This is a genomic window from Acidiferrobacteraceae bacterium (assembly GCA_037388825.1).
Classification (GTDB): Bacteria; Pseudomonadota; Gammaproteobacteria; order Acidiferrobacterales; family JAJDNE01; genus JARRJV01.
Genome location: JARRJV010000003.1, coordinates 16770 through 39976 on the forward strand (window position 1 = coordinate 16770; position 23207 = coordinate 39976).

Here is a 23207-nt window from a genome sequence, read left to right on the forward strand (position 1 = left end):
CGGAAAACGAATCTGAAATGACGAAGCAGCGAAAACCATGACCGGTACCCGATTCTCACTCGAAGTCCAGCCCCGCATCCCTCCGAGTCTGTCCCGCCTCAATGAGCTCGCCAATGACCTGCTCTACAGCTGGGACCGCCAGGTGCGCGGACTGTTCTTTCGCCTGGACCGCGAGCTCTGGGAGCAGTGCGGACACAACCCCAAGGTATTCCTGCGCCGCGTAGCGCAGGAGAAGCTCGATGCCGCGGCGGACGACCGGATCTTCGTGGAGGACTACAACCGGGCGCTTTCCGTCTACGACGTCTACCTCGAATCCTCCATGCGCCCGGAGACCGCGGCCGAGGTCAATCCAGACACGGACCTGGTCGCCTACTTCTGCGCCGAATTCGGATTCCATGAAAGCGTCCCGCTGTATTCCGGCGGGCTGGGCATTCTTGCCGGGGACCATTGCAAGGCAGCCAGCGACCTGATGCTCCCTTTTATCGCGGTGGGGTTGCTCTACCGTCGCGGCTACTTCATGCAAACCGTGGACGGACAGGGCAACCAGATCGCCCACTACACCCCGACGCACTTTGACGATATTCCGGTTACTCCCGCAGTCGATGACCATGGGAGTGAAGTGCATGTTTCCGTCACGTTGGAAGACCACGATGTCGTACTCAAGGTCTGGCAGGCCAAGGCAGGGCACATCATTCTTTACCTGCTCGACAGCGATTTGCCCGAAAATCGAGACGAGGATCGCCGCATCACCTATCAGCTCTACGGCGGTGACAAGACCACCCGTATTCAGCAGGAGATCGTACTCGGAATCGGGGGAGTCCGCGCACTGCGCGCGCTCGGACACGAGCCGACCGTGTGGCACATCAATGAGGGGCACTCGGCGTTCCAGATTCTCGAGCGCGTACTCGAAAGGGTACAGGCCGGTCTCGATTTTGCCTCCGCCCTGGAACTGGTTGCCGCCGGTACGGTGTACACGACCCATACTCCGGTGCCCGCTGGCCACGACATCTTCGACCCGACCCTGTTCACCACCTATTTCACCAAGTTCGCACATGACCTGAAGATCCCGCTCGAAGATCTGATGAAGCTGGGTCAAAGCCCAAGCAATCATGGCGGCTTTAACATGACCGCGCTTGCGATGCGCGGCTCGCGCTTCCAGAACGGGGTCAGCGAGATCCATGGCACCGTTGCCTCACGCATGGAAGGATATATCTGGCCCCAGGTGCCGCCGGAAGAGAATCCGGTCCGTTTTGTCACCAACGGTGTGCATGTCCCCACCTTTCTTGCGCGGGAATGGGTCAACCTGTTCGACATGCGCTTCGATCGCACCTGGCGCAACGAGTTGCTGGACGAGGACTACTGGGAACGGATCGACACCATCCCCGACCAGAACTACTGGAGTGTGCGCCAGACCCTGAAATCGGAGTTTCTGGAAGAGGTCCATGAGCGCGCGGTGTACCAACATCGACGCAACGGCTGCAGCGATGTGCAGATCAATCGCATTGTCCAGCATCTGGCGTCGTCAGAAACCGACATCCTTACGCTGGGTTTTGCCCGGCGATTCGCAACCTACAAGCGTGCGCTGCTGATCTTCTCGGATCCTGCCCGGCTGGCACGTATCGTCAATGATCCGGAGCGGCCGGTGCTGATCGTATTCGCCGGCAAGGCACACCCGAGTGACGTTCCGGGACAGGAACTGATTCGGACCATCCACGAGTATTCACACCAGCCCGAGTTCGAGGGCAAGATTATCCTGCTGGAAAACTACGATCTGGCACTGGCGAGAAAACTGGTGACGGGCGTGGATGTCTGGCTCAATACACCGGAATATCCGCTGGAAGCCAGCGGCACCTCCGGCGAGAAGGCGGGAATCAACGGGGTGATCAACCTGAGCGTGCTGGATGGCTGGTGGGGTGAGGGTTACAACGGTGAGAACGGCTGGGGCATCACACCCCACGGACCCCAATACGACCCGGCCTTCCGCGATCGCGAGGAAGCGCAAACCCTGCTCGACATCCTGGAGTACGAAGTGGTTCCCTTGTACTACGAGCGCAACGGCCACGGCTATTCGGAAGGCTGGGTAGCAAAATCGAAGGCCTCCATGAAATCCGTTATGCCCCAGTTCAATGCGCAACGCATGGTCATGGACTACGTCCGGAGCTTCTACGGCCCGGCGATTCGCCACCGTCGCGCCCTGACCGCGGACGACAGCCGACCTGCGAGCAAACTGTCGGAATGGAAATCCCGCGTCTCCGACGCGTGGTCAGGCGTAAGCCTGCGCCGCATGGAGGACGTTCCCACCGAGATCCTGGCGGGTGAGTCCATGCGCGTGCGCGTCGCCGCCCAGCTCAACGGTCTCGCGCCCGAAGACGTGCATATCGAATGCCTGATAGGAACGGCAACCGATGGCGACACCTTCAACGTGGACAACCGCTATCTCTTCGAACCGGTGGAGCAAAGCGATTCCGGGGAAACCACGTTTGAACTGCAGCTTGCGCCGGACCTGGCCGGTCTGCAATTCTACAAGATCCGCATGTTCCCCTGGCACGACCTGTTGGCACACCCCTTCGAGATGGGATTCATGCTGTGGCTTTGACCGGAGTGCGTCCATAGACTTCGACCATGCGCGCAAGCCGGGCCCGCCGGTCATCGGTCAACTGCTCCCATTCAAATCGCCAACGCCAGTTTCCCCGGGTAGTGGAAGGTGTATTCATGCGGTATCCGGCACCCAGTTCGAGCACGTCCTGCAAGGGCGTCACGGACAAGAGCGCCACCGATGCCAGACTGGCGCGAACCAGGGGCCAGGGCATGGCATCGCTGGAGTGGCCCAGGTACTCATCCACCTTGCCACGCTCATCGTCCGCAAGCTCCTCATACCAGGCGCAGGTCGTATTGTTGTCGTGGGTCCCGGTATAGACGACGGAATCCGGTTCGTGATTGTGCGGCAGATACGGATTGTCGGCACCACTGCCGAAGGCAAACTGCAGGATGCGCATGCCGGGGAACCCGAAGCGTCTGCGCAAAGAAGTGACCGCTTCGGTGATGACACCGAGATCTTCGGCAACCAGTGGCAGCTCGCCAAACTCACCGACCAATGAACTGAACAGCTCTTCTCCCGGCGCCTTGATCCATTCCCCGTCAACCGCGCTTTCCTTGTCCGCCGGAATCGACCAGAAGGCCTCAAAACCCCGAAAATGGTCGATTCGGACCAGGTCGTACATAGCCAGCAAGGAGCGCGTGCGCTCGTGCCACCAGGAGAAATTCTGGTCCTGCATCGTCTTCCATGCATAGTGCGGATTGCCCCAGCGCTGGCCGGTAGCAGAAAAATAGTCCGGCGGAACACCGGCCACGGTGCGCGGTTGTCCCTGCTCGTCGAGGTCGAACTGGTCGCGGCGGGCCCAGACATCGGCACTGTCCAGCGCCACGTAGATTGGCAGATCGCCGAACAACAGAATTCCTTTTTGTGAGGCGTAGGCACGCAGGGCGTACCACTGGCGAAAGAATACGAATTGCTCGAACTTCGTCTGATTGATCCCCCCGATGAGCCGGGTATGCGCCTCGCGCAGGGCGTCCGGGTCGCGATCGCGCAATTGGACAGGCCACTCCTGCCAGGCCCGGTGCTCCTGCTCCTCGCGAAGAACGGCATACAAGGCAAAATCATCCAGCCAGTAGGCCTGCGACCGGCAAAACTCGTGAAACGACTCGCAGTCCTCGTCATTCGCCCCGTACTCGAAACCCTGGTAGGCCTCGCGAAGCATCCGGCGCCGCCAGGCCGAGGGGTTGACGCCCGATGGCAGCTCAAAGGAATTCAGCCAGCGCCAGGAAACCAGTTCCTCCAGGTTGATCCACAGGGGATTGCCGGCGTGAACTGACAACGCCTGGTAGGGAGAACCGTCATCATGGGTTGGGCCGTGGGGAAGAATCTGCCAAACCGTAGCACCGGACTCTGACAGGAAATCGATGAAGCGAAACGCATCGGCCCCCAGATCGCCATTGCCGTAGCCGCCCGGAAGAGAAGTCGGGTGCAGGAGAATCCCGGCCCGGCGCCGGTCCAGGGTAGAGAAGGAAGCGTTCACGATTTCGCTTGGCCCGGTTTCATGGTGCCACCGTGCAGGGGCGTACCGCCGCCGGTGGTGAAGGGATGGGAGAGATATTCCGGTGGTTCCCGATGCAGGATCTGATACAGGTGGGTGAGGTGTGCGCGGTACAGGCGGTCGAAGTCGCTCACCGTTTCCGCCGGGTTTTCTCCACCGAACCACCAGAACCAGTCCGACCCCTCGCACACCGCCAGCTGCTGGTCCGCGGTCTCAAGGTGGTCACCCTCGAGCCCGCTGGCCACCGCCTCGTCAAAGGCGTGCTTGGCATCGCCCAGCATGTCCCAGCCGCGATTCTTGTCGTGCTCGCCGATCCAGGTGGAAAACGTTCCGTAGACCCAACTTCCCGGGACCAGGTGCGGCAAACGGTTCGTTTCCAGTTTCTCATCCAGACATTCGGCAAATGTCGTGGGGCGAAGCTTCGGGTTTGTCGCCAGCGCCTGGTACAGCTCACTTAGAAAATGGAAACCGTTTTCGGGATAGTGTTCCCAGGCGTTCTCGCCATCGAGAATGATCGATACCACGCCTGGGGATCGGGAGGAAAAACTATCCGCGATATTCTCCAGGTGGTGCACCAGGTTGGCCACGGCATCGTTCGCCGCCCAGTCCGAAAAGACAAAACCAATCTGGTCGGACAAGCGGTCGTCGCGAAAGAAACACGCGATTTCGCCATCGTCGATGTGGTGTGGCTGGAACAGGTAGTGGCGCTCGGTTTCCGCCAGATCCTTTCCCAGGGCCGATACACTGTTATGCAGCACGCTCTCGCCGGTCGCGATCCACGAAAAGCCAAATTCCTCCATGAGACGAGCGGTGGCATCACTGACGCTGCCTTCCGACGGCCAGCAGCCGCGGGGCTGGAATCCAAAATGTTTCTTGAAACAGTTGATCCCCCGCTCCATGTGCCAGCGTGCACGCGCCTCCCCGTTCGGATAGTCCTGCAAGGCGGGCAGTGGTGCTTCGGGCATGGCCTCCTGGGCACAGCCAATCTCAAGCATCAGCGGCACGATGGGGTGGGCATAGGGACTCATGGCCAGTTCGATCTGCCCACGTTCGGCCAGGGCCCGATAGCGCGGGACGATGGATGTGAGTATCTCGCCGATGATCTCGAGCAAGCCCAGCCGCTCGTGAATGGTATAACGGCTACCCTTGTCCATCAGTTCCCGCACCCGGGGATCATTGCGCCGCACGGTTTCTCCCAGCCAGGCAAGGTGATACCAGACCAGCAGATCGGCGATGAATTGATCGTCCACATAGTCCAGGCCATGCGGCATCTGGCAAAAATGTTGCGCCAGTTCGTGCAGACGCTGGTAGGCCGGAAAGCGCTGAATCATGCGATGCTCGTTGGCCCGCCCGCAGGCTGCGATGAGGGACTCCCGCTCGCCACGCTCGCCCGGTAACACGGGATCTGCCAGGGCGGCCAACAGAGGATCGCGGATGGCCGTCCCTTCCTCCCGCGCGGACTCCACCATGCGTGCATAGTCATCGATCTGGTCCAGCAGGACCGGCGCGAAATTCACCACCGCCTTCATGTCCGGCTGGTTCTCCAGATGCACGGCCATGTCGACGTAGTCCTTGATCGCGTGGAGATAGGTCCAGGGAAGGCGATAGGTATCGCGCACCAGATCCCGGTACTGGGGCTGGTGCATGTGCCAGCACAGCACCACCCGCAAGACGTTGTTAACCGACATAGTGTTCTTCCATATCCAGCATGGCCGGTGTCACCAGCACGACGCCATGGGGGGTTACATAGAAACGCTTGGCGTCCTTCTCGGGATTTTCCCCGATCACCGTTCCTTGCGGCAGGATACAGCCCGAGTCGATCACGGCGCGCTGGATCCGGCAGTCCTTCCCGATCTGGACGCCCGGCAGGATTACGGACTCCGTAACGCTGGAATTGGAGTCGACCCGGACACTGGAAAACAGGACCGAGTGACGCACGACCGAGCCACACACAATACAACCGCCGGACACCATGGAGTTGACTGCCAGACCCAGACGATCCGCGTCATCATAGATGAACTTCGCCGGGGGCAATTGCTCCTGATAGGTCCAGATGGGCCAGTCGGTATCGTAGATGTTCAGTTGCGGAACTGCGTCGGCCAGCTCCAGATTGGCCTGCCAAAAGGCGTCGACAGTCCCGACATCGCGCCAGTAGGCATGACGTCCGCTTTGTACGTCCCGGAATGGATACGCGAACACCCGATAGTTGTTGATGACGGCCGGAATAATGTTGTGACCGAAATCATGGGCCGACATGGAATCTGTATGGTCTTTCTGCAACTGCTCGAACAGAAAAGCGGTATTGAATACGTAGATCCCCATGGAGGCGAGTGACATCTCATCATTACCGGGAATCGACTCGGGTTCCTCCGGCTTCTCGTCGAAGCGCACGATACGTCCACCCTCCACCACTTTCATGATGCCGAAGGACTTGGCATTGCCGATAGGCACCTCGATGCAGCCGACCGTCATGTCCGCCTGCTGGTCCACATGGAACGCGATCATGGGGCCATAGTCCATCTTGTATATGTGGTCGCCGGCCAGCACCAGAACGAACTCCGGCTCGTGCGCGCGGATGATATCGATGTTCTGATAGATCGCGTCCGCGGTACCGGCGTACCAGGACGACTCCACCCGCTGTTGCGCGGGCAACAGTTCCACGAATTCGTCCACCTCGGCGCGCAGGAAACTCCAGCCCTGCTGGATGTGCTTGATCAGGGAGTGTGCCTTGTACTGGGTAAGTACACCGATCCGCCGAATACCGGAATTGATGCAGTTGGACAGGGGAAAATCGATGATGCGAAATTTGCCGCCAAAGGGTACCGCCGGTTTGGCGCGCCAATCGGTCAACGCCCTCAGCCTTGATCCCCGGCCACCGGCGAGAATCAGTGCAAGGGTATCGCGGGTCAGTCGGCTTACGTAACGTTGACGGCGCACACACATGGGTACTCTCTGGGGACCAAGCAATTCTAGGAATTCGGGTTGACTTTATTATTGCGCAAGATCAAGTTTAGGGCTCGAAAAAAATTCAATTCGGTATCTTTGCCGGAAGTCGATCCGGATCCGTCCCTATCATGACCCGCATTTTATTTCCCGTCAGCGAGGCCTACCCGCTCATGAAGACTGGCGGCCTGGGAGACGTCGCGGGGGCGCTGCCGCCGGCGCTGAAGGCCCTGGGCGCGGACGTGCGCATACTCATGCCCGCCTATCGGGACAGTCTGAAAAGGGCAGGCAAGACCCGCAAACGCATCAGTTTCCACGTCCCGGAGCACGATGCCACCGTGACCTTGCGGGAAACGAAGCTGCCGGGGACCGAGGTCAGGGTGTGGCTGTTGGACTTCCCACCGGCCTTCGACCGCAGCGGAAATCCTTACCACGACGAGCACGGCCGACCGTGGCGCGACAACGCCTACCGTTTCGCCCTGTTGTCGCGCGTGGCAGCGACCGTGGCCCTCGGTGGTGCGGGAATGAAGTGGCGCGCCGACTTGGTGCATTGCCATGACTGGCAGACGGCGCTCGTCCCGGCCCTGCTCGCGCAGGAACCGGCCCGACCCGCGACCGTATTCACTATTCACAATCTTGCCTACCAGGGAGTGTTTCCCCGCTTTACCTTTGATTCCCTGCGACTGCCGGAATCGCTCTGGAGTCCGGAGGCACTCGAGTACCACGGGGACATGTCGTTCATCAAGGGCGGAATCGCGTTCGCCGACCTGGTCACCACGGTCAGTCCCCGGTACGCGACCGAAATCCAGACGCCCGCCTTTGGTCATGGGCTGGACGGCTTGCTGCGACACCGTGCCGACCGGCTGATTGGCATTCTCAATGGAATCGACGAAACCAGTTGGGACCCGAAGACCGATCCGCTCATCCGGCACCACTACGACAGCCACTCCTTCGCTCGCAAAAAGGGGAACAAGGCATCACTGCAAAAGGAAATGGGGCTGCCCCAGGAGCCCGAGATCCCGCTCATCGGGATGATCTCCCGGCTCGCCGAACAAAAAGGAATCGATCTGGTACTGGACGCACTGCCACAGCTTCGCGACCAGTCCTGGCAATTGGTCATCCTGGGCAGCGGGGAGCCGGACTACGAAGCCAGCCTGCGTCGCCTGGCCAGGACCAGCGGCGATCGGGTTGCGGTGCGAATCGGCTATGACGAAAGCCTGGCCCATCAAATCGAGGCCGGAGCCGACCTGTTTCTGATGCCCTCACGCTTCGAGCCCTGCGGACTGAACCAGATGTACAGCCTGCGATTTGGCACCGTCCCCGTCGTCCATCGGGTGGGCGGTCTTGCCGATACCGTGGTCGATACCGAAGACGCCACCATCACCGCGGGGACGGCCACGGGGTTTGTATTTGACGGCGCGACGCCGACTGCCCTGGTTTCGGCGGTTTCCCGTGCGATCTTGTACTACGAGCAAAAGAAGGTCTGGCGAAAAATCGCCTTAACGGGAATGAAACAGTCCTTTTCCTGGCGCACCAGCGCGGAACAATATATGCACCATTATCGCACCCTGTCGAAGGGACAGCGGTAACACCAAGGGCGTATAATGATTTTGGTGGCGGAAAAACGGCTATCAGGTCCCGGGTACGGGAATTGCTAGCGATGCAGGTAATGGAGGTCCAAATGAAAGAGATGACCGTGAAAGAGTTGCGCGAACGGGCGCGAGAGTTGGGCATCGTCGGCTTTAGCAAGCTGCGCAAGGAGGAATTGCTGGCTGCCATCACCGAGATCGAATCGGAATCGACGACAGCGGCGCCGGAAACGGAAGCGCCTGTTGCCACGGAGGCGAGCGCCATTGCCGACGTGGAACAGCATATCGAGGAAACCAAGTACCATACCGGCGCCCCGGCGACCAGCTATGCGCCGGATCTGGGCGAGGACATCGACTCGCTACCCCCTCTCCGGGGAGAGCCGCGGATCGTGTTACTCGCGCAGAAACCGGGCGTGCTACACGCCTACTGGTATGTCAGCCCGGGGCATCGCGCGAACCAGCCTGACCTGCGGCTGCGACTTGGCCTCATGTACGACCGTGATTTCCACGTGAAAGAAGAAATCGCCATTCCCTCCGATCAGGGTACCTGGTATTTCCATGTGGACCAGAGCTGGCACCCGGCAACCATCTATGTCCAGCTGGGTCACTACGATGAACAGGGCAAGTTCATCATCGCAATTCGGCGCGGGATTGTCCGCCTGCCGCGTGTACTGGACTATACCGGTCTGGGCGTGAACTGGGCGCTGAATCCGGAAGAGTTTGAACGGGCACGTTCCACCAGCGGGATGCTTGGCTCCCACGCACCGGGCCGTTGGCCCCAGGGCCCATCCAGCTATGAACTCGTCAGCAGCCATATCGTGTCGAGCGAGAGCTCGATGCGCCGGGGCTAGGGACCCGGCTTGAATCCCAAGGGATATCTTTCGCTCGTTCTGCACGCGCACCTGCCCTTCGTCCATCACCCGGAATACGAGCACTTCCTGGAAGAAGACTGGCTGTTCGAGGCGCTGACCGAGACCTACCTTCCTTTGCTGGAAGTGTTCGAAGGCATGCAGTACGACGGCGTGTACTTCCGCATCACCATGTCCCTGACGCCGCCGCTGCTGTCCATGATGACGGATCCTTTGCTGCAGCAACGCTATGTCCGTTATCTGGACGAGCGGATCAAGGCATTGGAAGGCGAACGCAAGCGGACGAACGGAGACCCCTACTTTCAACCCGTAGTCGAGTACTACCAGAACCGTTTTCACGAACTGCGCGACCGCTACGTGAATCGCTATCAATGCGACGTTGCCGGCGCGTTCCGGCGCGTCATGGAGAGCGGCTCCCTGGAGATCATCACCTGCGGCGCGACCCATGGATATTTCCCGCTCCTGGCCCCGGAAGAAGAAAGTCTTTATGCGCAAATCTCCATGGCCGTGCGCACCCACGAGCGGATTCTGGGTCGCCGCCCGACGGGCATCTGGTTGCCGGAATGCGGCTATACCCCGGGTGTGGACCGCATCCTGAACGAGTTCGGGATCGACTTCTTTTTCCTGGACTCCCACGGTGTGCTCGACGCCGAGCCGCAGCCACGCTACGGCGTGCACCGACCTATACGTACCCCCGGTGGCCCGGCGGCCTTCGGCCGCGACTACGAGTCCTCGAAACAGGTCTGGTCGGCGGAGGAAGGCTACCCCGGAGACCCGGTCTACCGCGAGTTCTACCGCGACGCCGGATTCGACGTCGACGCCCCCCACATGGAGCCCTTGCGCCACGCGGGCATCAAGACCTTCACCGGGCTCAAGTACTTCCGCATCACCGGCAAGGGCGACTACAAGGAGCCCTATCACCCGGGATGGGCGCGAGATCGGGCAGCGGAACATGCCGGCCACTTCCTGTTCAACCGCCAGCAACAGGTGAAATGGCTCGCCTCCCAGTTCGATCGCCCGCCCATCGTGGTCGCCCCGTACGACGCCGAGTTGTTCGGTCACTGGTGGTACGAAGGCCCCCAATGGATCGACTTTCTGTTCCGCAAGATGGCCTTCGATCAGGACGACATCCGCCCAATCACGCCGCGCGAGTACCTGGACTCGTTCGGCGACCTGGATACGGCGCAACCACCGGAATGCAGCTGGGGCGCGGGTGGATACAACGAGGTCTGGCTGAACGGCAGCAACGACTGGATCTATCCCTACCTGCACGAGGATGCCGAACGCATGAGTACGCTGGTGCACCGCTTTCCGGATGCCGACGGGGATCGTCGCTGGGCCCTGGACCAGGCCGCCCGGGAACTGCTGCTGGCACAATCCAGCGACTGGGCCTTCATCATGAAGACGGCCACCAGCGTGGAGTATGCCGTGCGCCGAACCAAGACCCATCTCCACCGATTCCAGCGCTGCGCCGACATGGCGGAGTCCGGCCACTACGACCACGACTATCTGCGCGCCATTGGTGAGCGGGACTCCCTGTTTCCGGATATGGACTACCGGATCTTCCGCCGCGGTCCCTGGATCTAGTGCGGGCTTCGCGCGTGTAGTCTACTCCGCGGGGACGAGCGCCCGGCCCTGGTGATACAGAATCTTCCAGCGCCCTCCAACCCGCTTCCAGATCGAGTGCCGCATGGTATGGACGGGCTCGCTACCGCGGGGCCGACGAATCAGCTGATAGTTCACAAGTGCGACGTCGGGATCCAGCCAGCGAGCAGTGAAACCCGTGATGGTGCACGGGTCGATACTGCCAGCGGTGACGGCAGCGATCGTCTGCTGGCGATCGTAGATGCGACCCGATGCGCCGTACTCGACGTATCCCTCAGACAGCACGTCCTCGAGTTATTCGGGCGAGGCCCGCAGCGCCGGAGTCAGGAGGCTGTTCTCCAGATCCAGAAGTTCGTTTTCTTCGGCCGCTGAGAGGTTCATCGGCCCCACTGTATCAGACACCGGCTTCCTCACCCTACGGCGCGCCGAACGCCGCCGCGGAAACCAGTTCGCTCCGGATACGATCGGGATGCAGGACAATGCTTCGGCCTTTATTCGATTTTCACACAGCTTCCGCTTCCGTGTACTTTTCCCGCGACAGACGTATCCTAGGGAACCTGTCTTCCTCCGCCGGAGCGGGATCGGTATGTCTGCCGCTATAGCTCATGACGAATTCGCCGTCCGTTGCCGTGGCATTAGCAAGGCCTACGGCAGCGGTGCCGCAAGGGTGCCGGCCCTGCGCGGCGTCGATCTGGACGTGCGCCGTGGCGAGCTACTGATGGTGGCTGGTCCCTCCGGCTGCGGCAAGACGACATTCCTGTCGATACTCTCGGGTCTGCTCGATCAGGACGAAGGGCAGTGCGAGGTGTTGGGGCGCGAACCTGCCAGGATGGATGCCGACCAACGCGACCGTTTTCGCGGCGAGTCCATCGGGTTCGTGTTCCAGGCATTCAATCTCCTGCCGGCGCTCAGCGCGGTCGACAACATCTCCGTACCTCTCGTCATCGGCGGCATGCCGCGCAAACAGGCCGTGGAGCGTTCACTTGACCTGCTCGATCAGGTTGGCCTCAGGCCTCGTGGTGACCGGCGGCCGGGCCAGTTGAGTGGGGGCGAACAGCAACGTATCGCCATCGCCCGCGCGCTGATTCACAGCCCTCGCCTCATCGTTTGCGACGAACCCACCAGCAATCTTGATCATCATACGGGACGGGAAATGATGTCTCTGCTTCGTGGGCTCACCGCGCAGGCCGGCAATACGCTCATCATCGTTACCCACGATGACCGCATCCTGAAGTTCGCGGACCGCATCGCGCATATGGATGATGGCCGCATCGTGGGAATCGATGACCAGGAAAACCGGGCTCCGGACTCATGAACCGCGCTTATCTCGTTCCGGGCCTGGCCGCGTTGGGCCTGTGTCTGGCCATCGGTGTTGCCGTATACAGCAATGCACCGAGCCGGGTCCAGGCCCAGGGGATCGCGCCGTTCAACCCACCCTATTCCTCGGCCGTCGCCGGTGCTGGCATCGTCGAGGCGAGCACGGGCAACATCGCCATTGGCACTCCGGTCGCCGGTATTGTAGCCAAGCTCTACATAGAGGTAGGAGACCAGGTGCAGCAGGGTGACCCGCTGTTCACCATTGATGATCGCGCCCTGCACGCACAGTTGCGCACCGCAACCGCCCGCGTGCAGGAAGCCGCCGCTGCACTGCGCAAGCCAAAACACCGGCTTGCCAATGCGAACAGACTGGTCCGGCACGATCCCAGCGCGATCAGCGCTCAGGGCCTGAGCGATCTGCGCGACGAGACCGCGCAGGCGGAGGCGACACTGGCGCTGGCACGGGCGCAGCAGGCCCAAATCGAAGTCGATATCGAACGTCATACGGTGCGCGCGCCAGTGGCGGGCAGGATCCTGCGACAACACCTGCGCGTGGGCGAGTACCTCGGCGACGGAGCAGTTTCACCCCCGCTGTTGTTGCTCGGCGGCACCGACCGCCTGTACGTGCGCGTAGACGTCGACGAACACGATGCCTGGCGCGTGCGTCCCGGCGCCGCGGCTATTACCTATGTGCGCGGGCAACCACAACTGAACACGCCCCTGCACTACGAATACACCGAACCGTACATGGTACCCAAAACCTCGCTCACCGGCCTGAGTACCGAACGGACCGATACCCGCGTCCTGCAGGTGCTGTACAGCTTCAAACACGGTGCACTGCCGGTCCATATCGGGCAGCAGCTGGATGTCTATATCGATGCGTCCGCCGCGGGTGGCGCGAAACCGGGCCGATAGTGTTCTATCTCGCATTGAAGCTTCTCAGCGGCGACCGGGGCAAGTATGTCGGCCTGCTGCTGGGCATCACTTTCACCGCCTTTCTCGTCACCTTCGCCGCCTCCTATTTCGCCGGTTTCATGACCCGCGGCTTCGCCCTTATCAGTGAGAATCCCTCCGCCGACGTGTGGGTCATGGACCCGGCGGTGGATTCGGTCGAACGCACCATCAACCTGTCGTCCTCGGCGCTGGAGCGCGTGCGCAGCGTTGACGGCGTGGGCACCGCCGTGCCACTGACACTGGGCACCGTGGATGCACGTTTTCCCAACGGCCGTTTCCAGTCGTTCCAGGTTATCGGCGTCGACGATGCCACCCTCGCCGGTGCTCCAGTCTTGCCGGGTGGCCGGCCCCCGACGGTATTGCACATGCCCGACGCAGCCATCGTTGATGCCGGTGGCACCCACGGCAAACTGGCGACACCGGCGAGAACGAAAGACCAATGGCCCCGCGACGGGGTGCACCTGGACGTCCCTACACGCCGTTTGCGTGCCGGGGATGAGCTCCTTGCGAACGATCGGCGCATCCGCATCGTCGGGCGCTCCGCGACCGTGCCCCGGTTCCCGCCACGGCCGCTGCTCTACACACCCTACTCCAACGCCGCGCGCATCCTGGCGCCGGAACGCAAGCTATTGACCTTCGTGCTGGTCACCGCGCGGCCGGGGGTCGCGCCGCGGCTGTTGGCGCGGCGCATCGAAGGCGAGACCGGCCTGCGCGCGCGTTCGCGCGCCGACTTCAAGGTGGATACGGTACGTTGGTATCTGGTGAATTCCGAGGACGTGGGCGACATGGTCGCCATGATGACCCTGGCGATGACGGTCGGCTTCGGTGTCGCCGGAATCATGCTCTTCATGTTCACATTCGAGAACCTGAAACAGTACGCCGTGTTGAAGACCATGGGTGCGACCCGGCACATGTTGCTGCGTGTGGTCTTCGTTCAGGCAGGGACGTGCGCGTTACTCGGTACCGGCCTGGGGATCGGTCTGTGTGCGGTGATCGGCGAGATTGCGGCGAGCGCCACCGGCTACCCCTTCCGCATGATGTGGTTCACGCCGCTACTGGGAACGGTTGGTGTGCTGATCGTCTCGCTGGTCGCGGCGGCCATCAGCATACGACCGGTATTGAAACTGGAGCCGGGAATGGTCTTCGCCGGGCGCTAGGGTCGGCTGGAGATCGAAGCGGGATGGTTTGTTCCGGGGCGCGTGTGAGCACCGGGAGGGGCGAGCTAATCGCGTCGTTCGGCCTCTTGTTCCAGCTCTGGCGATTCCGTTTCGCGGGAATGCTTCTTTGGCCACAACTCGCGGGTGGTGCGATACACCTCCCAGCCGACGAAGGCGCGCCCGGCCCAGAGCAGCAGGAAGCGATATCGTGGTGCGACCGTGAGCAGTAGCGACTGGCCCACTGCGGCGAGAACCGGGTGGAAACGCAAGCGGCGGACCGTGCCGAAAACCTCATCGATTACACGCAGTGGCTGACGCCAGGTACCAGAAATCCTGACGATCTCGTCGCGCTGGGCCCCGGCCCGTGCGATCAGCCGCTCCTGACGTCGTTTGATTTCGGCCAGTCGCTTGTTCATCGCCGTGAGGAAAGCTGTTCCCGGTCCTTGTCCAGCTCTGACAGGGTTGCGGAAAAAAGCCGCGGTTTTCTGCGAACCACGTAAAGTACCCGCAAGCCGGCGATAATTCCCAACACCAGATAGAAAGCGGCAAAACCGGCGAGCACCTCCATGCGATGCGTTTGCCAGAACACCATGACCAGGACAATGGTCAACAGAACGACACCGAGTCCGATCAAAAACGCAGTGACCAGGCCCAGAATCACGATCTCCTGCAGCCGCTCTCGCTCTTCCTCCAGCTCATTGGACGCAAGCTCGATACGGGTCTGCACCACCTCGATCAGCGTGGAGAAGAGACGCTCAATGGATCCCAGGAGACCCGTGCCGCCGCCGACCGCCATCTGCTAGCGCCGTCCCGACAGCATGCCGAGCAGGAAGGCCACCCCGGCGGTGATGGCGAGGGACTGGATCGGTTTCTCGCGAACCAGGTCCTCGGTCGCCTTGGCATACTGGCGCCCGCGGGCCAACAGGTCGTCCTGGAGCTCGTCCAGCTTGGCGCGCGCGTTCTTGATGCTGTCCTCCGCGCGGGCACGAACCTCGGCTACCTTTTCCCCGGTCTGGTTACGGGTTGCGGCGAGAAGATCCTCGGCATCACGGATGACGGTCTGGAAATCCTTGATCAACCTTTCTTTTGCAACATCTGTTTCACTGGCCATGGCAATGTCCTCTTCTTGGGTATCGGTCATGGTTCTGGCTTCCGACAATGGTTATGGGGGCGACCCCGGCACGTTTCCAGGGTCCGTCCGACGCATCTCTCTACGGCCGGCCGAAGCCCCGAAAATCCTGTTATCGACACCTTTTTATATAGCAGACGGTCACCAATTGATATTGATCGGTATCAAAGGCATCCGGGACAAATCCGGACGGCACCGGTAGATGGTGGGCCCGCCAGGACTCGAACCTGGGACCAAGGGATTATGAGTCCCCTGCTCTAACCAACTGAGCTACAGGCCCTGCGTGGGAAGGGCGCCGATCGACCCGGCGTCGGCGCATTGTAAAGGAGAAGCCTCGCGGGTGTAAGGGCGCAAAAGGAAAGGGCCGCTTTCGCGGCCCTTTCGACTGTTGCTTCGTACCGGATCAGTCCAGGAAGCTGCGCAGGTGCTCCGAGCGGGTCGGGTGACGCAGCTTGCGCAGGGCCTTGGCCTCGATCTGGCGAATACGCTCGCGCGTGACATCGAACTGCTTACCCACCTCTTCCAGGGTGTGGTCGGTGTTCATGTCGATACCAAAACGCATGCGCAGTACCTTGGCCTCGCGCGGCGTCAGCGTCCCCAGGATGTCCGTGGTCGCACCCTTCAGGCCGTCGGCCGTGGCCGCGTCCGGTGGTGCGATCACGTTCTGGTCCTCGACGAAGTCGCCGAGGTGGGAATCCTCGTCGTCGCCGATGGGCGTCTCCATGGAGATCGGCTCCTTGGCAATCTTGAGCACCTTGCGGATCTTGTCCTCGGGCATCTCCATGCGCACCGCCAGTTCTTCCGGCGTCGGTTCGCGGCCCATCTCCTGCAACATCTGCCGCGATATGCGGTTGAGCTTGTTGATGGTCTCGATCATGTGCACCGGGATACGAATAGTGCGCGCCTGGTCGGCAATGGAACGTGTAATCGCCTGCCGGATCCACCAGGTGGCATAGGTCGAGAACTTGTAACCGCGACGGTATTCGAACTTGTCCACGGCCTTCATCAGACCAATGTTTCCTTCCTGGATCAGGTCCAGGAACTGCAGGCCGCGGTTGGTGTACTTCTTGGCAATGGAAATCACCAGTCGCAGGTTGGCCTCGACCATTTCCTTCTTCGCGCGACGGGCCTTGGCCTCACCGATGGAAACCCGGCGGTTCACCTCTTTCAGCTCGTGAATCGGCAGGCCGGTACCTTCTTCCAGCTGCAACAGGCGATCCTGCGCACGCAGGATCGTGTCCGTATGCTCCTCGATCACTTCGGAGTTACCTTCGCCGGACTTGATCACCTTCTTCACCCAGCGCTTGTTGGTCTCATTGCCAGGGAAGGTCTTAATGAAGGCCTTGCGCGACATACGGGCCTTGGAGACGCAAATCTCCATGACCTCTTTCTCGAGCGCACGAACCTGTTCCACGATTCCGCGCAGCTCGTCCACCAGGGCATTCACCTGCTTGGTAACGAACTTGATCTGCATGAGCTCGTCGGCAATCTTGCCGTAGTACTTCTGGCATTCCGGTGCGCCGATCCCCTTCTTCTTGATCGTCTTCTCGATGCTGTTGAAGAGCTTGCGGATGCGACCGAAACGCCTCAGGGCTTCCTCGCGATCGGGACCGGTCGCCTCTTCCTCTTCATCATCGTCGTCGTCCTTGTCCTTGTCGGCGGCGCCGGCGACCGTGGAGGCCGGGCGCGAGATGTCGTCCTCGGCATTGGGATCGACGAAGTCCGCCACCAGGTCGGTCAGGCGCATGTCTTCCGCCTCAACCCGCTCCATCAGGCCAACCAGCGTACGGATGGTCGCCGGGCAGGCAGCAATGGCCTCCATGCTCTGGCGCACGCCTTCCTCGATGCGCTTGGCGAGCTCGATCTCACCTTCGCGCGTAAGCAGCTCCACCGTGCCCATTTCGCGCATGTACATGCGCACCGGATCGGTGGTGCGTCCAAATTCACTGTCGACCGTCGACACGACCTGCTCGGCCGCTTCCGCAGCCTCGTCTTCGTCGGTGCTGGACTCGGCGGTCTCATTCTTGAGGATGAGCGAATCCGCATCGGGAGGCGTATCAAACACCTCGATGCCCATATCGTTGATCATATCGACCACGGCCTCGATCTGGTCTGTATCGTGGACGTCTTCCGGAAGGTGGTCGTTGATTTCCCGATAGGTGAGATAACCCTGCTCTTTCCCGCGAATAATCAGCTTCTTTAGCTGGATCCGCTGCGCTTCCTGATCAATCACTGCCATAGATGTGTACTCGTACCCGTCGTGATCACACAAATATTTACAACTTTAGTCGATAAATTATTGAATTTCCAATAACTTACCCGTTTGAAAGTCCCTTTTTCGCCTCGTGCAGGCGCATTAATTCCTTTTTTTCCTCTGGCGTCAATGCCTGGCCGCGTTCGCCCAGTTCCTGAATCCGGTTTTCCAGATCCTGCTGCCTTAGACGCCGCAACAGGTCCCGAAATTCCGTCACCAGGTCCCGTTCCTCGTCGGCAATCAGCCGCTCGTTCACGGCTGCCAGCTTGCCCAGGGGGCCTGCATCCTCGCTGTCGCGAAAATGCTCCAAAATCTGGCCTGTCGTCGCTGAGCCATGGCTGTCCAAATGCTCCAGCAAGCGGCGGAGCAGGTCTGCCCCGGGCTGCTGCAGGCCCGCGATCGCGTCCCGTTCCGCCACCGTTTGCGCCAATTGCGGATGTTGCACCAGCAGCGCGATGGCCTGGCGCATCAGGCTGGGCTGGCCGCTGGCGCGGGGCCGGGGAACGCGGTCTCTTCTAGATGCGGGCGATTGTGAATTTCCCAACAGTGTAGACAAGTTTTTTGAATTTACACGGGCTTTTTCCGCCAATTGTTCCGTCATCAGGTCGCGAAAAACCCCCGCCGGCAGACGCTCGATCAGAGGTCGGGCAAGCTCCACCAGCCGCGCCTGGCCGTCCAGACGACTGAGGTCCACCTGGGCCGCCAAAGTATCCAGCAGGTACTCCCCAAGGGGCATGGCCGAGCGAACCCGTTTGGAGAATTCCTCACTCCCCTCCTTGCGCACCAGGCTGTCCGGATCCTCCCCCTCGGGCAGGAACAGGAAACTCACCTGCCGCCCCTCGCCCATGATCGGGAGCACCGTATTCAGCGCCCGCCACGCGGCATCGCGGCCAGCGCGGTCGCCGTCGAAGGCGAAAACTACCTCCGGCGCATGGCGGAACAGGCGCTCCAGATGGTCGCGGGTGGCGGCAGTGCCCAGGGTAGCGACCGAATAATCGATCCCGAACTGGGCGAGGGCCACCACGTCCATATAGCCCTCCACGACCAGCACCCGTTGCTCGCGGCGGATGGCATCCCGCGCCCGGTGCAGGCCATAGACCTCCCGCCCCTTGTGAAACACGGGAGTCTCGGGGGAATTCAGGTATTTCGGTTCGCCATCGCCGAGCACGCGGCCGCCGAACCCGACCACGCGCCCCCGGTAATCTTCTATAGGAAACATCACCCGTTGGCGGAAACGGTCGTAGTAGCCGCCCTGGTCCCGCCGCGCCAGCAGGCCGGCCTCCACCATCGCATCGCAGGTGGACTCGTCCTTGCCGAGGGCCTTCAACAGATTGTCCCAACCCGCCGGCGCATAGCCGAGCCCGAAGCTGGCCGCGATCTCGCCGCTCAGGCCCCGCTTCTTGAGGTAGTCCACCGCCTCCGCCGCCGCCGGGTGCTCCCGCAGTTGGCGTTGGTAATACTGATTGGCCTGTTTCAAAAGATCCAGCAGATCCGCCTGGCGCCGCTCGGACTCCCCGACCGAACCGGCTTCCTCGGGCACGCTCATACCGGCGATGGACGCCAGCTCCCGCACTGCCTCGGGGAAACTCATGCGGTCATAGCGCATGAGAAAACCGATGGCGGTACCGTGCTCGCCGCAGCCGAAGCAGTGATAGAACTGCTTGTCGGCACTGACCGTGAACGAAGGGGTCTTTTCCTCGTGAAAGGGACAACAGGCCTTGTAGTCCTTGCCCGCCTTTTTCAGGGGGACGCGGGCGTCGATCACATCGACGATGTCGATCCGCGTCAGCAGTTCGTCAATGAATTTCTCCGGGATTCTTCCTGCCATAGCGGGCACACGCCTGACGCGAGAAAAGGGTATCTGGATCGCGCGGCGCCGGATGCGGCAGCGCGCGGGATCGATCAGCCGCCCAGCTGCGCCTTGATCCGGGCGCTGACGGCGCCCATGTCGGCGCGGCCCTGGATCTTCGGTTTGAGGATCCCCATGACCTTGCCCATGTCCTTCATGGAGGACGCGCCGCTGGCGGCCACGGCATCGGTGATCAACTTGTCGAGTTCGGCCTCGCCCAGGGGCTCGGGCAAATAGTGCTGCCACACGGCGATATCGGCCTTTTCTTTGTCCGCCAGATCCTGGCGCCCGGCCTTCTCGAACTGGTCCGCGGCATCGCGGCTCTGCTTGATGATTTTTTCGACCACCGCCAGGACCTGGGTATCGTCCAGGGTGGTGCGCTCATCGACCTCGCGTCGCTGGATCGCGGCCTGCAGCATACGGATCGCGCCCAGGCGCGCGCTGTCCTTGGCGCGCATGGCGTCTTTCATATCGGCCGTGATGGCTTCCTTCAGGCTCATGGGACCTGGGGCCGGAAAGAAGGAAACTAGTAGAGGCGGGTCAACTGCCGCTGTGCGCGCGACAGCTTCTTGAGCTCACGCTTGCGGGCGGCGGCGGCCTTGCGCTTGCGCACCGAAGTCGGCTTTTCGTAGGCCTCGCGGCGACGCATTTCACTGAAGATACCGGCCTTTTCGCAGGCGCGACGGAACCGGCGCAGGGTCACGTCGAACGGCTCGTTTTCTTTTACACGGACTGAGGGCATAAATTCCTCGGATTCTGGCCGGTCTGCGGGACCGGGTTTCACGGAAAGCGCGGGATTTTATAGGGAGAAGGGCCGTTTGTACACACCCGCCGGATCCCGTCTGGCCTTGCTGTGGGCGGCGGCTGGCCCAACAATACGCCCCATGCTGGTTCTGGGCCTTGAAACTTCCTGCGACGATACCGGTGTCGCCCTGTACGACAGCGGCCGCGGCCTGCTGGGCCACCGCCTCTATTCCCAGCTGGTCCACGTGGAATACGGGGGGGTAGTGCCGGAACTGGCCTCCCGCGACCACGTACGAAAGCTCTTGCCCCTGGTGCGCACCGTGCTGGCCGATACCGGGATCGACCCCCAATCCATCGACGGGATCGCCTATACCGCCGGACCCGGCCTGGCGGGAGCCCTGCTGGTAGGGGCCGCCCTGGCAAGATCGCTGGCCTTTGCCTGGGACCGGCCGGCCATCGGCATCCATCATATGGAGGGCCACCTGCTCTCCCCCATGCTGGAACCGGAACCGCCCGAATTCCCCTTTCTGGCCCTGCTGGTCTCCGGTGGTCACACCCTGATCGCCGACGTCTCCGGCATCGGCCAATATCGCGTGCTCGGGGAGTCGCTGGACGATGCCGTGGGCGAGGCCTTCGACAAGACCGCCAAGATCCTCGGGCTCGGCTATCCCGGCGGACCCGCCATCAGCCGGCTCGCCGCCGAGGGACGCGCGGAGCGATTCGAATTTCCGCGACCCATGACTGATCGGCCGGGCCTGGATTTTTCCTATAGCGGCCTGAAGACGGCGGTGGCCACAGCACTGGCGGAGGAAACAGATGTGGATGAGCAGACACGCGCCGATATCGCCGCCGGCTTCCAGCTGGCGGCGATCGAAACCCTGGTGATCAAGTGCCGGCGCGCGCTGGAGCAAACGGGCCGCTCACGGCTGGTAGTCGCCGGTGGAGTCAGTGCGAACGCGTTGCTGCGACAACTAATGCAGGAAATGACACAGGCCCTGTCGGCCCAGGTCTATTTCCCCAGACCCGAATTCAGCACCGACAACGGCGCCATGATTGCCTTCGCCGGTGCCCTGCGCCTGGCCGCCGGCGAACACGATGCCGGGCTCGACTTCCAGGTTCATCCCCGTTGGACCATGGACAGCCTGGCTGCGCCCGGCGACTAGGCTATTTTCCGATCCGGGTCTCGGTGCCGGCGATCAGACGGCGTATGTTTTGCCGGTGACGCCAGTACAGGAGGGCCGCCACGGCAACACTGATCGCCACCACAGCCGGTACCGGGTGACGCCACCAGACGAAGATTGGCGACAGCGCAGCAGCCACCAACGCCGACAGCGAGGAGTAACGGGTCACCACCGCCACCACCAGCCACGTAAGCGCCAGCAGACCACCGATGACGGGATCGAAGCCAAGGTAGGCACCGAGGGCGGTGGCCACTCCCTTGCCCCCCTTGAATCCAAAGAATACCGGATACAGGTGGCCGAGGAAGACGCTACCCATGACGGCGGCAAGAACAACCGGGTCCTGCGTCAGGAATCGCGCCAGCACCACGGCCATCACTCCCTTCAACGTGTCGCCAATGAGGGTCACGACCGCGGCGCGCTTGCCGCCATAGCGCAGCACGTTGGTCGCACCCGGATTGCCGGAGCCAACGGTGCGCGGATCCTGAAGATGCATCAATCGCGCCACGACAACAGCGGACGAAATTGATCCCACCAGGTAGGCAAACAGGGGGAACAGGTATTCGGACATGCGCGTATTCCACGTGCTTGCGTTGCCGCCGTCAAGACAAGCGTGGGGGATTTCGCTATAGTCCGCGAAATCACGACAATCCGGGAACTCGGGTGGACATCACATTCCTGCACGGTCTGCGCATCGACTGCATTATCGGCATCTGGGACTGGGAGCGCCGAAGCAAACAAACGGTATACCTGGACCTGGACATGGCCAGCGACGTTGGTCGTGCGGCCGGCAGCGACCACATCGATGACACCCTCGACTACAAGGCGGTATCGAAACGGCTAAAGGAATTTGTCGGCCAATCCGAATTCCAGTTGGTGGAAACCCTCGCCGAAAAAGTGGCCGAAGTCCTGCTGGAGGAATTTTCCATCCCCTGGGTCCGCGTGCGCGTCAACAAACGCGGTGCCGTACGCGACGCCGGAGACGTAGGCGTCGTCATCGAACGCGGCCAACGCACGGACAGATAGGTCGGCGGTGCCCCGGGTCTTCGTCAGCATCGGCAGCAACATCGATCCAGGGCAAAACGTGCGCGGCGCACTCAAGGCCCTTGAGCGCCACTTCGGCCCCCTGCTCCGATCCACGGTCTACGAATCCGAACCCGTGGGCTTCGAGGGCTCGAACTTCTACAACCTGGTTGTTGGCTTCGATACCGGCGAAGCGGTGGCCGTCGTAAAGGCCACGCTGGCACAAATCGAGAATGATTTCGGCCGGACACGCGACGTCGGTGACGATTCGCGCACCCTCGACCTGGACCTGCTGCTGTATGGAAACCTGGTGCGCCACAACGGCAACAGCGACCTGCCACGCAGCGATATCAGAAGCTATGCCTTCGTACTCAGACCACTGGCGGAACTGGCGCCGGACATGCCGCACCCGGAAACGGGTCAGACCTTTGATCAGATGTGGAAGGAGTTCCATGGCTCACAACTGTTGTGGCCGGTGGACCTGGAAGAAGACCCATAGACA

General features: G+C 61.6%; 22 protein-coding genes and 1 tRNA gene. 10 read left to right on the forward strand and 13 right to left on the reverse strand.

Annotated elements, in window-relative coordinates:
- Positions 1-37: 37 nt before the first annotated feature.
- A complete protein-coding gene (gene glgP / locus P8X48_00915; protein MEJ2105874.1) occupies positions 38-2596 on the forward strand; it encodes an alpha-glucan family phosphorylase in 2559 nt (852 codons plus the stop codon).
- Here the strand turns inward: glgP and malQ are convergent.
- Genes malQ through glgC form a run of 3 tightly spaced genes read right to left on the reverse strand, consistent with a single transcriptional unit; the run spans position 2580 to position 7037 of the window.
- A complete protein-coding gene (gene malQ, locus P8X48_00920; GenBank protein ID MEJ2105875.1) occupies positions 2580-4076 on the reverse strand; it encodes a 4-alpha-glucanotransferase in 1497 nt (498 codons plus the stop codon). The two genes, glgP and malQ, sit on opposite strands and share 17 nt — an antisense overlap.
- The gene (locus tag P8X48_00925) at positions 4073-5782 is read right to left on the reverse strand and encodes a glycoside hydrolase family 57 protein (GenBank protein MEJ2105876.1); all 1710 of its coding nucleotides are present in this window, start codon (positions 5780-5782) and stop codon (positions 4073-4075) included. The genes malQ and P8X48_00925 overlap by 4 nt, the downstream gene beginning before the upstream one ends.
- Positions 5772-7037, reverse strand: a complete 1266-nt coding sequence (glgC, locus tag P8X48_00930; GenBank protein ID MEJ2105877.1) for a glucose-1-phosphate adenylyltransferase — start codon at positions 7035-7037, stop codon at positions 5772-5774. Before glgC ends, P8X48_00925 begins: the two co-directional genes overlap by 11 nt.
- 131 nt (positions 7038-7168) lie before the next feature.
- Here glgC and glgA point away from each other — a divergent pair, with 131 nt between their 5' ends.
- The 3 genes from glgA to P8X48_00945 all read left to right on the forward strand — a co-directional run bounded on the left by glgA (position 7169) and on the right by P8X48_00945 (position 11082).
- On the forward strand, positions 7169-8626 hold the full coding sequence (gene glgA, locus P8X48_00935; protein MEJ2105878.1) for a glycogen synthase GlgA: 1458 nt from the start codon (positions 7169-7171) through the stop codon (positions 8624-8626).
- Between the two features lie 92 nt (positions 8627-8718).
- The gene (locus P8X48_00940) at positions 8719-9477 is read left to right on the forward strand and encodes a DUF4912 domain-containing protein (GenBank protein MEJ2105879.1); all 759 of its coding nucleotides are present in this window, start codon (positions 8719-8721) and stop codon (positions 9475-9477) included.
- 9 nt (positions 9478-9486) lie between these two features.
- Positions 9487-11082 (forward strand): DUF1957 domain-containing protein, encoded by a 1596-nt coding sequence (locus P8X48_00945; protein MEJ2105880.1) that lies wholly within the window; start codon positions 9487-9489, stop codon positions 11080-11082.
- A gap of 21 nt (positions 11083-11103) precedes the next feature.
- Here the strand turns inward: P8X48_00945 and P8X48_00950 are convergent, their stop codons facing one another.
- Positions 11104-11385, reverse strand: a complete 282-nt coding sequence (locus P8X48_00950) for a DUF4440 domain-containing protein (GenBank protein MEJ2105881.1) — start codon at positions 11383-11385, stop codon at positions 11104-11106.
- Positions 11386-11686: 301 nt separating this feature from the next.
- On the opposite strand from P8X48_00950, the gene P8X48_00955 reads away from it, so the two are divergent.
- Genes P8X48_00955 through P8X48_00965 form a run of 3 tightly spaced genes read left to right on the forward strand, consistent with a single transcriptional unit; the run spans position 11687 to position 14528 of the window.
- Positions 11687-12415 (forward strand): ABC transporter ATP-binding protein, encoded by a 729-nt coding sequence (locus P8X48_00955; protein MEJ2105882.1) that lies wholly within the window; start codon positions 11687-11689, stop codon positions 12413-12415.
- Positions 12412-13332 carry an efflux RND transporter periplasmic adaptor subunit gene (locus tag P8X48_00960; GenBank protein ID MEJ2105883.1) on the forward strand — a complete coding sequence of 307 codons (921 nt, stop codon included), beginning with the start codon at positions 12412-12414 and terminating at the stop codon, positions 13330-13332. The genes P8X48_00955 and P8X48_00960 overlap by 4 nt, the downstream gene beginning before the upstream one ends.
- Positions 13332-14528, forward strand: coding sequence for an ABC transporter permease (locus tag P8X48_00965; GenBank protein MEJ2105884.1), 1197 nt, complete (start codon positions 13332-13334; stop codon positions 14526-14528). The genes P8X48_00960 and P8X48_00965 overlap by 1 nt, the downstream gene beginning before the upstream one ends.
- Positions 14529-14593: 65 nt before the next feature.
- Here P8X48_00965 and P8X48_00970 read toward each other — a convergent pair whose 3' ends face one another.
- From P8X48_00970 to rpsU, 8 genes are all read right to left on the reverse strand, one after another.
- Positions 14594-14944 (reverse strand): YqjK family protein, encoded by a 351-nt coding sequence (locus P8X48_00970; protein ID MEJ2105885.1) that lies wholly within the window; start codon positions 14942-14944, stop codon positions 14594-14596.
- The gene (locus P8X48_00975; GenBank protein ID MEJ2105886.1) at positions 14941-15324 is read right to left on the reverse strand and encodes a phage holin family protein; all 384 of its coding nucleotides are present in this window, start codon (positions 15322-15324) and stop codon (positions 14941-14943) included. The genes P8X48_00970 and P8X48_00975 overlap by 4 nt, the downstream gene beginning before the upstream one ends.
- A gap of 3 nt (positions 15325-15327) precedes the next feature.
- Positions 15328-15669, reverse strand: coding sequence for a DUF883 family protein (locus P8X48_00980; GenBank protein ID MEJ2105887.1), 342 nt, complete (start codon positions 15667-15669; stop codon positions 15328-15330).
- Between the two features lie 191 nt (positions 15670-15860).
- Positions 15861-15937, reverse strand: a tRNA-Ile gene (locus P8X48_00985).
- A gap of 123 nt (positions 15938-16060) precedes the next feature.
- On the reverse strand, positions 16061-17896 hold the full coding sequence (gene rpoD, locus P8X48_00990; protein MEJ2105888.1) for an RNA polymerase sigma factor RpoD: 1836 nt from the start codon (positions 17894-17896) through the stop codon (positions 16061-16063).
- Positions 17897-17972: 76 nt separating this feature from the next.
- Entirely contained in the window at positions 17973-19739 is a 1767-nt protein-coding gene (gene dnaG, locus P8X48_00995) for a DNA primase (GenBank protein ID MEJ2105889.1), read from the reverse strand.
- Between the two features lie 74 nt (positions 19740-19813).
- A complete protein-coding gene (locus tag P8X48_01000) occupies positions 19814-20260 on the reverse strand; it encodes a GatB/YqeY domain-containing protein (GenBank protein MEJ2105890.1) in 447 nt (148 codons plus the stop codon).
- A gap of 26 nt (positions 20261-20286) precedes the next feature.
- Positions 20287-20502, reverse strand: coding sequence for a 30S ribosomal protein S21 (gene rpsU / locus P8X48_01005; protein MEJ2105891.1), 216 nt, complete (start codon positions 20500-20502; stop codon positions 20287-20289).
- A gap of 142 nt (positions 20503-20644) precedes the next feature.
- Between rpsU and tsaD the strand changes: the two genes are divergently transcribed.
- Positions 20645-21667, forward strand: coding sequence for a tRNA (adenosine(37)-N6)-threonylcarbamoyltransferase complex transferase subunit TsaD (tsaD, locus tag P8X48_01010; GenBank protein ID MEJ2105892.1), 1023 nt, complete (start codon positions 20645-20647; stop codon positions 21665-21667).
- 1 nt (position 21668) lies between these two features.
- On the opposite strand, the gene plsY is transcribed toward tsaD, so the two are convergent.
- Positions 21669-22253 carry a glycerol-3-phosphate 1-O-acyltransferase PlsY gene (gene plsY / locus P8X48_01015; protein ID MEJ2105893.1) on the reverse strand — a complete coding sequence of 195 codons (585 nt, stop codon included), beginning with the start codon at positions 22251-22253 and terminating at the stop codon, positions 21669-21671.
- Between the two features lie 92 nt (positions 22254-22345).
- Here plsY and folB point away from each other — a divergent pair, with 92 nt between their 5' ends.
- Together folB and folK are read left to right on the forward strand one after the other, a co-directional pair.
- Positions 22346-22708, forward strand: coding sequence for a dihydroneopterin aldolase (gene folB, locus P8X48_01020; protein ID MEJ2105894.1), 363 nt, complete (start codon positions 22346-22348; stop codon positions 22706-22708).
- A gap of 7 nt (positions 22709-22715) precedes the next feature.
- Positions 22716-23204: a 2-amino-4-hydroxy-6-hydroxymethyldihydropteridine diphosphokinase gene (folK, locus tag P8X48_01025; GenBank protein MEJ2105895.1), complete on the forward strand. Its 489-nt coding sequence runs from the start codon at positions 22716-22718 to the stop codon at positions 23202-23204.
- The last annotated feature ends 3 nt before the right edge of the window (positions 23205-23207 follow it).